The 14,675-nt window shown below is 55.4% G+C and carries 10 protein-coding genes; 4 read left to right on the top strand and 6 right to left on the bottom strand.

Annotated elements, in window-relative coordinates; genetic code table 11:
* The first annotated feature begins 219 nt into the window (after window positions 1-219).
* Window positions 220-1,086 (top strand): crotonase/enoyl-CoA hydratase family protein, encoded by an 867-nt coding sequence (locus C7434_RS06550; RefSeq protein WP_033741810.1) that lies wholly within the window; start codon window positions 220-222, stop codon window positions 1,084-1,086.
* A 12-nt stretch (window positions 1,087-1,098) separates the two neighbouring features.
* On the opposite strand, the gene pdeR is transcribed toward C7434_RS06550, so the two are convergent.
* From pdeR to C7434_RS06525, 5 genes are all read right to left on the bottom strand, one after another.
* Window positions 1,099-3,084 (bottom strand): cyclic di-GMP phosphodiesterase, encoded by a 1,986-nt coding sequence (gene pdeR / locus C7434_RS06545; RefSeq protein ID WP_039340199.1) that lies wholly within the window; start codon window positions 3,082-3,084, stop codon window positions 1,099-1,101.
* 156 nt (window positions 3,085-3,240) lie between these two features.
* Complete coding sequence (locus tag C7434_RS06540; protein ID WP_033741809.1) at window positions 3,241-3,531, bottom strand: CstA-like transporter-associated (seleno)protein; 291 nt, start codon at window positions 3,529-3,531, stop codon at window positions 3,241-3,243.
* On the bottom strand, window positions 3,524-5,590 hold the full coding sequence (locus tag C7434_RS06535) for a carbon starvation CstA family protein (protein WP_033741806.1): 2,067 nt from the start codon (window positions 5,588-5,590) through the stop codon (window positions 3,524-3,526). The genes C7434_RS06540 and C7434_RS06535 overlap by 8 nt, the downstream gene beginning before the upstream one ends.
* 182 nt (window positions 5,591-5,772) lie before the next feature.
* Entirely contained in the window at window positions 5,773-7,704 is a 1,932-nt protein-coding gene (locus C7434_RS06530; RefSeq protein ID WP_033741804.1) for an exoribonuclease II, read from the bottom strand.
* Window positions 7,705-7,815: 111 nt separating this feature from the next.
* Complete coding sequence (locus C7434_RS06525) at window positions 7,816-10,119, bottom strand: FdhF/YdeP family oxidoreductase (RefSeq protein WP_133745317.1); 2,304 nt, start codon at window positions 10,117-10,119, stop codon at window positions 7,816-7,818.
* A gap of 251 nt (window positions 10,120-10,370) precedes the next feature.
* On the opposite strand from C7434_RS06525, the gene C7434_RS06520 reads away from it, so the two are divergent.
* The 3 genes from C7434_RS06520 (at window position 10,371) to C7434_RS06515 (ending at window position 13,472) form a co-directional block, all read left to right on the top strand.
* Window positions 10,371-11,957 carry a PTS transporter subunit EIIC gene (locus C7434_RS06520; protein ID WP_133745254.1) on the top strand — a complete coding sequence of 529 codons (1,587 nt, stop codon included), beginning with the start codon at window positions 10,371-10,373 and terminating at the stop codon, window positions 11,955-11,957.
* Window positions 11,958-12,184: 227 nt separating this feature from the next.
* Window positions 12,185-12,322: a hypothetical protein gene (locus tag C7434_RS21925; RefSeq protein WP_162835482.1), complete on the top strand. Its 138-nt coding sequence runs from the start codon at window positions 12,185-12,187 to the stop codon at window positions 12,320-12,322.
* A gap of 253 nt (window positions 12,323-12,575) precedes the next feature.
* A complete protein-coding gene (locus tag C7434_RS06515; RefSeq protein WP_033741802.1) occupies window positions 12,576-13,472 on the top strand; it encodes a LysR family transcriptional regulator in 897 nt (298 codons plus the stop codon).
* On the opposite strand, the gene C7434_RS06510 is transcribed toward C7434_RS06515, so the two are convergent.
* Window positions 13,469-14,578 (bottom strand): oxidoreductase, encoded by a 1,110-nt coding sequence (locus C7434_RS06510; RefSeq protein WP_133745316.1) that lies wholly within the window; start codon window positions 14,576-14,578, stop codon window positions 13,469-13,471. The genes C7434_RS06515 and C7434_RS06510 overlap by 4 nt on opposite strands.
* Window positions 14,579-14,675: the final 97 nt, after the last annotated feature.

Here is a 14,675-nt window from a genome sequence, read left to right as displayed (position 1 = left end):
TTACGTGGCGTGAAAGTCTCTTCAGTACCCGTTATCGGTTGGCGCTGTTCTGCCAGCGAGTCGCGTGCTATCAAGAAATCATACTAATCAATTAAATGTCGTGCATCAGGGATCACTCTGGAATTTATCTTGTAAATCAATCTCTCATTTGGTCTGGCCTCACTCTGGATTAGGCTGATGTGGCGCAATTAGCGCATCAAAATAACAGAGGATGAGACAATGACCGTGATTAACCAACCCACATGCAGACTGTTTTCCGAAGCCGGACAAACCACGCAGTTAGTGGCTTATTACGAAGAAGGGAGACGTACCATGTGGATGATGTTACGCGCCCAACCGCGCCCCAGCTTTAATCATGAACTGATTGAAGAGATCATGAATCTCAGTTACGCGGCCCAGCGTTCTGGCTTACCCATCGACTTCTGGGTCACCGGCTCGTTAGTGCCACAAATGTTTAATGCCGGTGGTGATTTGCGCTTCTTTGTGGAGTGTATCCGTAATAATCGCCGGGAAGCGTTGCGTGCCTATGCACGCGCCTGTGTTGACTGCATTCATTCTGCCGCGCGTGGCTTTGACACCGGAGCCGTGACGCTGGCAATGATTGAGGGCAGTGCACTGGGCGGCGGTTTTGAGGCAGCGCTGGCGCATCACTTTATCCTGGCGCAAAACAACGCCCGTATGGGTTTTCCGGAGATTGCGTTTAACCTGTTTCCGGGTATGGGCGGCTATTCATTAGTCGCCCGGCGTTCGGGCATGAAGCTGGCGGAGGAGCTGATCATCGAAGGCGAATCCCACAGCGCAGAGTGGTACGAAACGCGGGGACTGGTTGACAAAGTGTTTCAGCCAGGCGACAGCTACCGTGCCACCCGGACGTTCATTGATACCTTGCGGCCCAAACTCAATGGAGTGCGCGCTATGCTGAAGGCGCGCCAGCGCGTATTGCAGCTTTCCCGCGCCGAGTTAATGGACATCACGGAAGACTGGGTCGATTACGCCTTTTCGCTTGAAGCAAAAGATATCGCCTATATGGAGCGTTTAGTCCAGTTACAAAACCGCCACACCGCATCACTGCGTAAAGCGGGTTAGGGACTTAAGCGTTTACTTGCGGGCAGGATGCTGAGCCAGCCAATGCCCAAACTGTTCGGCGGGCATTGGTTTTGCGTAGAAATAGCCTTGTCGACCATCGACGCCATTCTTCAGCACGAAGGCCTCTTCATCGGCGGTTTCTATGCCTTCGGCAATAACCTGTAAATCCAGCGCCTTGGCAACCGCAACAATCGCGCGCACCAGCGACTGGGAGACAGGGCGTTTATTCACATTGCGGATAAAACTTTGATCCAGCTTAATGGCGTTAATAGGCACTCGTGCCAGCTGTGATAACGAGGAATAACCGGTACCAAAATCATCCAGATGGACCTGGGCACCCAGCTCCTGGAACTTGTGCATTAACTTCAGCGCTTCCGCTTCGTTCTCAATCAGACAGCTCTCCGTGAGTTCGATATCGATCGGGCTTTCCGTTAAACCGGCGTCAGTCAGCGCCTGCTTCAGATCGCTGTAGATCGACTGATCCATCAACTGGCGCGCGGAGACATTGACGGCCACGCGCAGATGAATATCCTGCTGGCGCCATGCGATAATCTGTTTCAACACATTGAGCATCACCCAGCGCCCCAGCGGCACAATCAGTCCTGAATCTTCAGCATAGGGGATAAAGTCAGCAGGCGAGACCAGTCCGCGCTCGGGTGAATGCCAGCGCACCAACGCTTCGGCACTGCGTACTTTTCCGTCCGTGTCCACTTTGGGTTGGTAGTGCACCAGTAAATGGTCCTGCTCCAGCGCTTTGCGAAGATTGGTATCAAGCCACAGATATTCAAATACCCGCCGGTTCATCTCTTCAGCAAAAACGCAATATTTACCGCGATTGTTCTCTTTGGCGTGATACATCGCCGTATCGGCATTGCGGATCAGGCATTCACGATCTTCCCCGTGCAGCGGCGCGATGGCAATGCCGATGGAGCAGCCGCTGTAAACTTCGATAAGGCCAATGCGGAAGGGCTGACGTAACCGATCCAGAATGCGCGTCGCCATCGCTTCCAGCGCCGCCTGGCTGGTCTGTTCGGCCAGCACCACAAACTCATCACCGCCAAGGCGTCCCAGCGTCTGGTTCTTACTCAGACAACTCAGAATAGCCAGCGACACCGCCTGCAGCAGTTGATCGCCAAACATATGGCCATAAGCGTCATTCACTTTTTTGAAATTATCCAGGTCCAGATAGACCACACCGGTTTCACTGCCTTCCGCCCGCTCCAGCGCCTGACTGATTTGCTGATGTATCGCGTGACGGTTGGGCAGGCCGGTAATACCATCCGTATTGGCCATGACACGCAGTCGCTCCTGAGCGCGACGTTCTTCGGTAATATCCGTTCCGGAACAGATGAGGAAAATTTCATTTTTTCCGCTGCCGCTGTGAACAAACTTATTACGAAACAGAAAGAGTCGCTGTCCCTTCATCGTTTTGATCCAGCGTTCGACTTCATAAGAGTTACCATCACGGAAGAAGCCCGCAATGTTGCGACGTGACGCTGCCGCCTCCTGCTTGGTCATAAACAGCTGAAAAACATTCCGGCCAATCACATCCTGCTCATACAGGCCGGTGTACTCTTCGCTGAGTCGGTTAAAGCGCTGAATATTGCCCCGCTGGTCAAGAATGACGATAACGGAATTGGCCTCTGAAACTACCTGTTCCGCAAAGGACAGCCCCAGCGTCAGATCGCGTGCGACCGCCGATGTATCGCCCCAGGCGGATGCGGTACCGGCCCAGACAGACTGATTGATGCGCCGTCCGACAAAATGCATGGCCACCTGCTCACCATGGATTGTTAACGTCAGGTTGATACTGGAAGTAATCACTGGCATAGCTCGCAGTAAACTGCACTGGCCAGGCGTCAGCGGCACAGCAACACTCGTATTCGATGATTCATCTAAGGCAAAAAGCAGCGCATCGCTGTCCGCGCTTAACCGCCAATGAGGGCTGGTTGTACCAAACAAGGTATACAACAATGATTGCCCTTGTTCATCGGTCATGATCACTCCCTCCGGGAAGTCCATAGCTGACGTTATCTCATTATTTTAGCAACAGTATTCATCTACTGATGTCAGCACAAGATGAAAGTGTATTTATTTTACTTTCCAGAAAAAACAGGAACAAAAAACCCCGCCGAAGCGGGGCCGGCAGGCGGTTCAGCACGGACATTTACCCAGTTTTCCAGCCTGACTGGGAAAGCGGGCGTCCAGACAATAACGATGAAAGTCACGCTCGCTCATCGGCGGCAGGTCTGGATGCTGCTGCCGCATGTGCTGCAGGTATTTTTGGTAGTCCTGAACGCCCACCATCAGACGAAAGCTTTGCTGTAGCCCCTGCCAGAATGCCCGCCAGCGAAAGCCAGGGCGGACGGGAGCATGGCGTAATTCGCAGCGCACAATTTGCCACGTCCCTGTTGGCCGTGTTACACGATGAATGCTGTCAGACATGGCGAATCTCCTTCCGCAACGTGGTCGCGGACTCATGCGTGGTAGGTACCTCACTGCGCAGGGCACGACGAATCACAAAAAAAGCCGCAATGAGCATGGTGACGGCGACCAGCATAAAGAACCCGCACAGGGCCGCGTTAATCTGGTTACTGAAAACGATGGTGTGCATATCGGCGACGGTTTTCGCCGGTGCGATAATCACGCCTTCATCCAGACCTTTACGGAATTTATTGGCCTGCGCCAGAAAGCCGATGGACGGTTTTTCGTGGAAAATCTTCTGCCATCCCGCGGTCATTGAGGTAATAAACAGCCAGATCGTTGGCAGAATGGTCACCCATGCATAACGCTGCTTCTTCATTTTAAACAGCACCACGGTGCCCAGAATCAGCGCCATGGAGGCCAGCATCTGGTTACCGATGCCAAACAATGGCCATAGCGTATTGATGCCGCCCAGCGGATCAATCACGCCCTGATACACAAAGAATCCCCAGCCTGCCACCGCAACGGTCGTACCCGCAAGGTTACCCAGCCAGGAGCGGTTATTGGCCATCGACGGCACCACGGTGCCCACCAGGTCCTGCACCATAAACCGACAGGCACGCGTACCGGCATCGACGGCAGTCAGAATAAACAGGGCTTCAAACAGAATGGCAAAGTGATACCAGAAGGCCATCATGGCGCGACTGTTAACCACCTCGGTAATGATATGGGCCATACCGACGGCGAACGTCGGGGCGCCGCCAGCACGGGACAGAATGGAGGCTTCACCTACATCCCGTGCAATTCCACTTAACATCTCCGGTGTAACGACAAAGCCCCAGCCGTTGATCACCTGGGCGGCATTTTCAACGGTGGTGCCAATCAGCGCCGCCGGGGCATTCATTGCAAAATATACGCCGGGGTCCAGCACTGAGGCGCAAATCAGCGCCATTATGGCGACAAACGACTCCATCAACATCGCGCCGTAGCCAATAAAGCGAATGTGGCTTTCCCGCTCCACGAGTTTTGGCGTGGTTCCGCTGGAAACCAGCGCATGAAAGCCGGAAATCGCCCCGCAGGCAATAGTGATAAACAGGAACGGGAACAGAGCCCCTGAGAAGACCGGGCCGGTGCCGTCAATGAAGCGGGTCACGGCGGGCATCTTCATCTCTGGCATGGCGAACACGATACCTACAGCCAGACCAACGATGACGCCAATTTTCAGAAAGGTCGAGAGGTAGTCCCTCGGTGCTAACAGCAGCCACACCGGTAATACCGATGCGATAAAACCATAAATGACCAGCACCCAGGTCAGTGACGTGCCTTTCAGGGTAAAGAACGGCCCCCAGTAGGGATGCTGTGCGACATCGCCACCGTAAATAATGGCCGCCATCATCAGCACAAAACCAATCAGTGAGACTTCAGCAATTTTACCGGGGCGCAGAAAGCGCATGTAGATGCCCATAAACAGCGCGATAGGGATCGTTGCGGCAATGGTAAACAGGCCCCAGGGGCTGTTCGCCAGTGCCTTCACCACCACCAGCGCCAGCGCGGAAAGGATAATAATCATCACGCCCAGCGCACCCAGCATAGTGATGACGCCAGCGAAGGCCCCCAGCTCCTGACGGGCCATTTCGCCCAGTGAACGGCCATCGCGTCGGGTCGAGATAAACAGCACCAGGAAATCCTGAACCGCACCGGCCAGCATCACGCCGACCAGAATCCAGATCGTGCCAGGTAAAAAGCCCATCTGCGCGGCCAGAATCGGACCGACCAACGGGCCCGCACCGGCGATAGCGGCAAAATGGTGACCAAACAGCACCCATTTGTTGGTGGGGACGTAGTCCAGACCGTCGCTGAGACGTTCAGCAGGCGTCAGGCGACGATCGTCGAGTTCGAAAATGTTGCGGGCGATAAAGAGGCTGTAAAAACGATAGGCAATGCTGTAACAGGCGACTGCGGCAACCACCAGCCAGACTGCGTTGACGTGTTCGCCGCGATTAAGCGCCAGCATCGCGAACGCGCCCGCGCCAGTTAACGCCACCGCTAACCAGATCACGCCGGTTTTGACGTTCTTCATAACTCACTCCTTGTAGAGACCGAATGGAAGGCGATCGAATACAACGAGCTAACGTTAATGTAATGGAATGTAAGTGAAAGTTAATAAGGAGAGAACTGTGAAGCGCAGTGCAAATTTAGCGTGTGCGGAAGCGGTACGTCAGGAATGAGCGGGACAGGCTATCCTGTCCCGCTGGATAATACTCAGGCTGCGGGGCGAGCGACGACGCTGCGGGTTTCCATACGCACTTCGGCGATGGTCACGTCGATCACATCGGTCACGCGGTAAACCACTTCACCTTTGATCTGCACTGTGCCGCTTTCCTGGCTGCATACCAGTTCGTCACGAACGGAGTGCAGGAACGGAGCAGGGATAAACGCCACTGCGCCATTCTCCAGCAAACGCACGCGCATGCCACCACGGGAAATATCGATAATTTCCGCGCTGAATTTACGATCTGTCGCCGCAAAAGGTGACAGGTAACGGGCATAAAGCCAGTCGCCCACGTCACGCTCGGCCATGCGGTTAAGACGGCGGCGCTCGCTCATGGTGACCGTGACAGCGTCATCGGGCCGGGCGATCGACTCACCACGCACGATGGCTTTCAGCAGGCGATGGTTGATCATGTCGCCAAATTTACGAATCGGTGAGGTCCAGGTCGCATAGGCTTCCAGGCCCAGACCGAAGTGCGGGCCAGGTTCGGTGGTGATTTCCGCATACGTCTGGAAACGACGAATACGGCTGTCCAGGAACTGGGTCGGCTGGGCATCCAGCTCCCGGCGCAGCACGCGGAAACCGTCCAGCGTGGTAATCGCTGAAGGATCTGCCGTAATCCCATGTGTCGCCAGCACGGCGGCGGCCTGCTCGGCGTTGGCAGTATCGAAGCCTGCATGGACGTTATAGATCCCAAAGCCCAGCTTATCGCGCAGCACCTCGGCCGCACAGATGTTGGCCAGAATCATGGCTTCTTCAACGATTCGGTTGGCAATGCGACGCGGTTCAGCGACGATATCCAGCACTTCGCCTTTCTCGCCCAACAGGAAGCGGTAATCCGGGCGATCTTTAAACACCAGCGCATGGGCCTGGCGCCATTCGCCGCGAGACAGGCACAATTGATGCAGCAGGCGGATCTGATTCGCAATCGCGTCATTCTGCGGCTGCCACTCGCCGCTGTTTTCCAGCCAGTCAGAAACCTCGTCGTAAACCAGTTTGGCTTTCGATTCGATCCAGGCCGCGAAGAAGTGCACATCAGACAGGCTGCCATCCTGCGCCACGGTGACGCGACAGGCCAGTACCGGGCGACGCACATCAGGGCGCAGGGAGCAGACATCATCGGAAAGCTCGCGCGGCAGCATCGGAATATTAAAGCCCGGCAGGTAGTTGGTGAACGCACGTTGCGCGGCCAGCTTATCCAGCTCGCTGCCTTCAGCCACGTAAGCGGTCGGATCGGCAATGGCGACCGTCAGGCGCAGGGCATTGTCTTCCAGCGCCTCAACATAGAGCGCATCGTCCATATCTTCTGTGCTGGCGCTGTCGATGGTCACGAAATCCAGCGCGGTCAGGTCTTCACGCTGCAGGTTTTCGTCCAGCATCTCGCCAAAACCCATTTCAGGTGCCTGGCGCTCCAGATTGTGACGTGACAGTGTCACCCACCACGGCGCAAGGTGGTCGTCTGCGCTGACAATAAATTCGGTCAGTTCAGCATAAAAGCCTCGGTCACCCTTTAACGGATGACGTCGCATTTCCGCGACGGCCCAGTCGCCCTGTTGGAAATCGTGGGTCAGCCCACGTACCGGACGGCACTGAATGGCCTCTTTCAGCAGGGGATGATCGGGCACGATAGAAAGACGATCGTCTTTTTTCTGCACACGGCCTACAAAACGGCTCAGGAAAGGCTCGACCAGCGTTTCTGGTTCTGCGCTTTCACGATCTTTATCGGTGTGGATGACGGCAATAATACGGTCGCCGTGCATCACTTTCTTCATCTGCGGGGGCGGGATGAAATAACTTTTTTGTGCATCGACTTCCAGAAAGCCGAATCCCTTTTCGGTGCCTTTTACAACGCCTTCTGCACGCGGCGTTTGTGAATGGAGCTTCTCTTTAAGCTGCGCAAGCAGCGGATTATCCTGGAACATGATTTTTACGTTTCGTGGCCTAATAGCGGCTGACAGTTTTACGCGAATCGCGGTCCCGCGGCAAGGCAAAAAGCCGGACGAACCGGCTTTTTGCCTGGAGCAAAGCCTGAATCAGGCAATGCGTTGGGTGACCGTCGCCTGCGACAATTCCAGCTTAACCGGCACCGATTTCGAGGTTGGCGTACCGCTAATATCACCGTAGCTGTTCAGCGGAACCAGCGGGTTGGTTTCTGGATAATAGGCCGCCAGGTTGCCACGCGGGATGTTGTAAGGCACCAGCTTAAAGCCGCTCACGCGACGTGTTACGCCGTCATTCCACAGGGTTTCAATGTCAACATTCTGGCCTTCGCTGAAGCCTAATGCCGCCATATCGTCCGGGTTGATAAAGACGACTTCACGCTGACCGTAAACGCCGCGATAGCGGTCATCAAGGCCGTAAATCGTCGTGTTGTACTGATCGTGCGAACGCAGGGTTTGCAGCGTGAAGGGCACCTCCTGATCCAACTGCGGAAACAGCGAGTCAGGCAGCGCGGCAGGGCTGAACTCGGCCTTACCGGTCGGCGTGTTGAAGCGCAGTTCGGCGGCGGCATTACCCAGATAGAACCCACCAGGCTGATCGCATTTGCTGTTAAAGTCGGCAAAGCCAGGAATCGTGGCTGCGATGTGATCGCGAATCAGGTTGTAGTCCGCCGCCAGATCCAGCCACTTCACCTTTTCATCGCCCAGTACCGCATGCGCAATGCTGGCGACAATCGACGTTTCTGAACGTTGTGTATCCGCCAGCGGAATACCCACGCCTTCAGACGCGTGCACCATGCTGAAGGAATCTTCCACGGTAATATACTGATTGCCCGTCGCCTGCAAATCGCGCTCGGTGCGGCCCAGCGTAGGCAGAATCAGGCCCTCATGACCGGGAACCAGATGGCTGCGGTTCAGTTTGGTACTGATATGCACGGTCAGGCCACAACGTGACAGCGCTTCTTCGGTGCGCGGTGAATCCGGTGCCGCCGCCGCCAGGTTGCCACCCAGCGCGATAAGCACTTTGATTTCGTCACGCAGCATGGCATTCAGTGCTTCAACGGTGTTATGACCTGCCGCACGCGGTGGTTCAAAATTGAAGTGCTGACCCAGCGCATCCAGGAACGGTTTTGCCGGTTTCTCATCAATGCCCATGGTGCGGTTACCCTGCACATTACTGTGGCCACGAACAGGGCACAGACCCGCACCTTTTTTACCTAACTGGCCAAACAGCAGCTGCAGGTTAGTAATTTCGCGCACGGTATCGACGGAATGTTTGTGCTGAGTGATACCCATCGCCCAGGTACAGATGACCCGATCGGCGCCCTGGTAAATCGCTGCCGCTTCACGGATCTGCGCTTCAGTCAGGCCGGACTGCGCCACAATCTGCATCCAGTCGGTGTTATCCACGGCGTCAAAGTAGGCTTCAACGCCGTGCGTTTTGGCATTCAGGAACGCCTGATCGAACAGGCCGCTTTCGCCTGCCGCAATGCGCGCGCGATGCGTTTCCAGCAGGGCTTTAACCATGCCGCGCACCGCGGCCATATCGCCACCCAGGTGCGGCTGATAATAGGCCGAGCTGATGGTACCGGCTTTCGAGGTCACAATTTCCAGCGGCTTCTGCGGATCGGCGAACCGTTCCAGACCGCGTTCGCGCAGCGTATTAAAGGTCACAATTTTTGCACCGTGATCGGCAGCGTGACGCAGGCTGTGCAACATGCGTGGATGGTTAGTGCCCGGATTCTGTCCAAAAACAAAAATCGCATCCGCGTGGTCAAAATCATCCAGACGAATCGTGCCTTTACCCACGCCAATGCTGCGCTTCAGTCCCGCACCGCTGGCTTCGTGACACATGTTCGAGCAGTCAGGGAAGTTATTGGTGCCCAGCATGCGGCCAAACAGCTGATAAAGCCATGACGCTTCATTACTGGCGCGACCTGAGGTGTAAAGCTCCATCTGGTCTGGATTGTCCATCGCTTTGATGTGCTGCGCGATAAGCGCATAGGCGTCATCCCAACTGATGGGCTCGTAGTGATCGGTTTCACGGTTGTAGCGCAGGGGATGCGTCAGGCGGCCCTGATACTCCAGAAAATAATCGCTTTGAGCATAGAGCGTGGTCACGCTGTGTTTCGCAAAGAAGTCGGCATCCACAACGCGGCGTGTCGCTTCCCAGGTTACCGCTTTCGCTCCGTTTTCACAAAAGCTGAAAGTACTTTTATTGTCATCGCCCCAGGCGCAGCCCGGGCAGTCAAAGCCACGCGCCTTGTTCATACGCATGAGATTGCGCAGGTTTTTCAGGGCAGCTTTACTGTCGAAAACAAAACGTGTCGTGGCTTCCAGTGAACCCCAGCCACCCGCGGCGGCGCGGTATGGTTTAATTTGGCGCTTAAATTTCATCATAGGTGCAGGCTTATTTTTTTGTTGGACGAATGTTGCAAGGATATATCCTGATAGTGAAGATTAGTGTGCGTTCGACGACATAGCTTGTCTAATTGATTGACTTAATGGTGCGATAGGTCGCGTTTATCGTGACGGCACAACAACTGTGATGCTGTTCATATTTTACCCTTTCATAACTTCTCCGTATCAGGTGTTATCGGCACATCGCGCTAATACTTGCTGTTTATGACACAAAAAGGCGCGAAACCATGAAACACCTGACCAGCCAGATTCATGCATTTGGCAAGGCGTTGATGATGCCCATTTCGGTGATCGCGGCAGCCGGTATTTTTCTGGGGCTGGCCGCGGCCATGCAGAACCCCGCAGTGACGGGGGAAGCCTTTGCGCAAATGCAGGTGGCGCAGCTCATTATCGGTTTTATTCGCAAAGTCGCAGGGGCGCTGTTTGCCAATCTGCCCCTGTTCTTTGCCGTCGCCAGTGCGATTGGTCTGGCAAAAGCCGAGAAACCGACCGCCGCCTTTGCGGCGGTGATTGGCTATATCGCCATGAACGTGGGGATTAATGCGACGCTGGCCGCAAAAGGCATAACGGCGGCCACCACGACGCCTCAGGCGCTGCAACAGGCGGGACTGGATCAAACGACCGCCATGATGACCTCGGCGGAATATATCCAGATGCTGGGGATTTTTACCTACAACATGAGCGTGCTGGGCGGCGTGGTGGCCGGCCTGCTCACCGTAATGTTGCACAATCGTTTTTATACGCAGCAACTTCCTACAGCGATCAGCTTCTTTGGCGGCCGACGTTTTGTGCCCATTGTCACCGTTGTGGTTCTGCCGCTGGTAGGTGTATTGCTGGCGCTGATCTGGCCAACCCTCGGAGAGGGCATCGCCTGGGTGGGACAGATGATTGGCCACAGTGGTCAGTACGGTGCATTTCTGCTGGGGGCGGCTGAACGCCTGCTGATTCCCACCGGGCTGCACCATATTCTCAATGAAACGGTCCGCTTTACGCCGATTGGCGGTATGGCGGTTGTGGACGGACAGACCCTTGTCGGCGCATTGAATATTTTCAATGCCTCGCTGACACATCCTGGCCTCATCCCGGATGCCACGCTGCGAACGGCTACCCAGTTCCTGGCGCAGGGAAAAATACCGGTGATGATGTTCGGGCTGCCTGCTGCAGCACTGGCGATCTATCACACCGCACGTCCGGAGCATAAACAACGCGTGAAAGCGCTGGTGCTGGCCGGCGCGCTGACCTCCTTTACCACCGGCATCACCGAACCTCTGGAGTTCTGCTTTATTTTTGTGTCGCCCGTGCTCTATGTGTTGCATGCGTTTTTGACCGGCCTTTCATTTATGTTGATGTCAATGCTGCATCTGATGATTGGCAACGTGCAGGGCGGCATTATCGACCTGGTTGTTTTCGGTGTGCTGGGTGGCAGTAAAACCCACTGGTGGTGGACGCTGGTGCTTGGCGTGATCTACGCACCGATCTATTACTACGGGTTCCGTTTTGTCATTACCCGCATGAATGTCGAAACACCGGGACGGGAAACCGAGGAGGAAAAACCGCAGGTCGTTGATGGCAGTGAACGCACTCAGGTCATTATCAGTGGATTGGGTGGGGCTGCCAATATAGAGGACATCGATTGCTGCTTTACGCGCTTACGGGTGCGGGTAAAAGATATGAAAGAGGTCGTGGATCACACCCTGATGAGTACGGGCGCGAATGGCGTGAATCGCGTCAGTGAGCAGGATGTTCAGGTGATTTACGGTCCTCAGGTCGAAAAGATTGCGCAGGAAGTGAAGTCGACGCTTGGCGTCGGCTGACGGCGGCCTCACTGGGCGCAGCAGGTGCGCCCTCCCTGTCTGACATATTACGGCATTCCGTTCCGTTCTAAGCTCCGTTTTTATCCGTTCCCCTCACGTTCACGATTAACACAAAAATATAAGCAATGCTTTATGTTTCATTTTGTGATCTGTGCTTGAATTTTACCGGTAACACTCTATGGTAAGAGGTGGAAAGTGCAATACACGCAATTAACAGGGGGTTATTTATGGCGAAAAACAGGTTAGTTAAAGTCGTTGAAATATCGGCAATTGTTGTTTTCACACTTGTCGTGATCTATTTACTGGCGACGGGCGTACTGTCGTCAACGGGCATTGATCACGCCTGGCCTTATCCAACGAAGTAACAACGGACAACACCAGGGAAAACACCATAAAAAATAATAATTCTGCCAGCCTGACCTGAAAGAGTCCGGCCTGTTGCGCGCCCATTACGCCTTTCGTCTCGCCCCCAAAAGTATCTCCTGTCAGCCGGACACTCGGGCTGCATTACTGCACTCTGCCTGTACCGGAGTCCTGAACGCACACTGACTGGCATTCTGTTGCACCCTCGGCACATAATAGACGTTCAACTGAGCGACGTTATGGCGGGCACAAAAAATCGACATTAAGCAACTCATCTACCTCTGCAACCTCGAACGCGAACGCCATTTTGGCCGTGCCGCTGAGGCGAGTTTTGTCAGCCAGCCTACCTTATCAATGCGGTTAAAAAATCTGGAACGCGAACTGGGGTTATCCCTGATCAACCGCAGCAATAACTTTGCCGGATTCACGCCAGAAGGGGATCGGGTGCTGGCCTGGGCGCGGGAAATCGTCTCCGTTTATCAGGGGCTGAAGCTGGAAGTCGAGTCACTGAAACACGGCGTTAACGGCACATTGCGGCTGGGTGTGGTACCGCAGTGCAGCGTGTCGCTGGCCCAGCTGCTCAAAGCGGTTCAGGTGCGCTATCCACAACTCGATTACCGTATTGCCGTCCTGAGCGCCGACCAGCTGCTGGAGGCGCTGAACAGTCATACGGTCGATGTCGGGATTGGTTTTTTTGAAATGGCGACGCTGCGTGAACTGCATTTTCAGGCCGCGTTGCTGGCGGACCGTGGCGTTGAAGCGGTGTTTCATCCCGGACATTTTCAGCACTTAGGCGAGGTTGAAAGCCTGGATCTGCCAACGCTGGCCCGTCAGCCGCTGTGTCTGGCTGAACCCACGCGCTATTTTCGTCGCTATCTGGATATGGCGCTGCGGGAGATGTCGCTGATGCCGCGCGTGGTGGTAGAAAGCGCCTCCATTATGCAACTGCTGCAGTGTACGCAGGTCGGGCTGGGCGTACTGGTTTCGCCACGCGGTCATCTGCTGCCCGCGTCTTTACACGGACTGGAACAGCGACCTGTCATAATGCCAAAGATGGCGCGCCAGGCGGCCCTGGTGGTCGCTGAACCGGGTCGGGCAACGCCGCTGGCACAGCACTTCTATGACGAAGCGCGCAGTCATCTGGATCTTTAGCGCGCCTCACCACAGGCATAAAATAAACGGCTGTTCCAGTTTGCCCGCGCGATGGCCTGGATAAGCGCGAACTGATCGGCAACGGACCAGCCGGATTCTTGCAATGGCTGGAGATCGGCGGCGCAAAAACGTTCTGGCTGGCGGGTCAGCAGGGCGGTTAACGCGCTGACCGCCCGGTCAGCATCGGTCAGGTTCGCATTATCAAAGGCGCCAGCCTGGCCGCTACAGGGCGTTAACGACGGTGGACGCCAGCGATTTCCCAGCAGGCTGGCCGCTGTAGCCTCAACCCCGACGGTGAAGACCGTCTCCTCCTGATGATTCAACCTGTACCAATGCTCTAATAACGCCGGTGCGTGCGCCAGCAACCAGAGGGCGTCCTCTGGCGCAGACGATGTCTGGCATTGCGCCACAGCCTTATGCTGCGCCTCGCTGGCATAGCGGGGCTCAAGCGGTTTCAGGACTGGCTGCCAGACGCCGGGGGCATCGGTGGCTGGCGCATCCGGTGCAGGTGACATGCCGGGTATCCAGCGTACCGGCATGTTCAGCAGAGCATGAATACCGGCGATCACGCGTGCCTGGTAACAGACAAAGCCGACCAACTGATTAAGCGTGACAATATCGGCTTCGCTCAGACCTGCGGCGTGAAGGGCGCGCACACTGTCGGCAGTAATCAGAGTGGGTTGCATGGCCAGCAGTCGGGCGTACTGGGTAATTTGTGTCAGGCGGTTATTGCTCTCGCGCGACGAGTCAGGGCCAGGCAGAGGATTGAGTCTTGCAGAGTAGTGATTGCAGAGCCGCTGAATGCCCGTAACCTGCGCCACGGTCAGCGCGCTGCTTAACCGATCGTAAAGCGTCAGCGTATGGGTCAGCGTAACGTCAACCTGGTCGGGAAACAGCAGGTCAACAATCTCATTAGCAATCTGAATGACGGGTTGTCCGGCCTGCAATAACGGCTGAACAGAAGAGGTTTCCTGCGCTAACCCCAACAAGAACCGATCGTCGATATGCGCTGCTTCAGGAAAAAGCGGGGCAGCCGGAACGGTACGCGGACAGGTCTGGCTCTCGTAAAACCAGTGATCCTGGCCAGTATAGCGGCGTTGTTGCATCATCAGTCCTTTTGCAAAATCTGATGCGGCACATGCGGGACAGAGTCAGTGAACCGGTCGCAGGCCGCAGGGCTGACTTATCCTCGCCCACGGGCAG

It is taken from the genome of Pantoea sp. PNA 14-12 (assembly GCF_004364735.1).
GTDB lineage: Bacteria > Pseudomonadota > Gammaproteobacteria > Enterobacterales > Enterobacteriaceae > Pantoea > Pantoea stewartii.
Note: the sequence above shows the minus strand (reverse complement) of the source record. Positions and strands in the feature narration are given on the sequence as shown.

Coding starts and splice junctions, on each gene's coding strand:
- C7434_RS06535 (WP_033741806.1), bottom strand. CDS start 5,590: ATGAAGAACGTCAAAACCGGCGTGATCTGGTTAGCGGTGGCGTTAACT.
- C7434_RS06540 (WP_033741809.1), bottom strand. CDS start 3,531: ATGTCTGACAGCATTCATCGTGTAACACGGCCAACAGGGACGTGGCAA.
- pdeR (WP_039340199.1), bottom strand. CDS start 3,084: ATGACCGATGAACAAGGGCAATCATTGTTGTATACCTTGTTTGGTACA.
- C7434_RS06520 (WP_133745254.1), top strand. CDS start 10,371: ATGAAACACCTGACCAGCCAGATTCATGCATTTGGCAAGGCGTTGATG.
- C7434_RS06525 (WP_133745317.1), bottom strand. CDS start 10,119: ATGAAATTTAAGCGCCAAATTAAACCATACCGCGCCGCCGCGGGTGGC.
- C7434_RS06530 (WP_033741804.1), bottom strand. CDS start 7,704: ATGTTCCAGGATAATCCGCTGCTTGCGCAGCTTAAAGAGAAGCTCCAT.
- C7434_RS06510 (WP_133745316.1), bottom strand. CDS start 14,578: ATGCAACAACGCCGCTATACTGGCCAGGATCACTGGTTTTACGAGAGC.
- C7434_RS21925 (WP_162835482.1), top strand. CDS start 12,185: ATGGCGAAAAACAGGTTAGTTAAAGTCGTTGAAATATCGGCAATTGTT.
- C7434_RS06550 (WP_033741810.1), top strand. CDS start 220: ATGACCGTGATTAACCAACCCACATGCAGACTGTTTTCCGAAGCCGGA.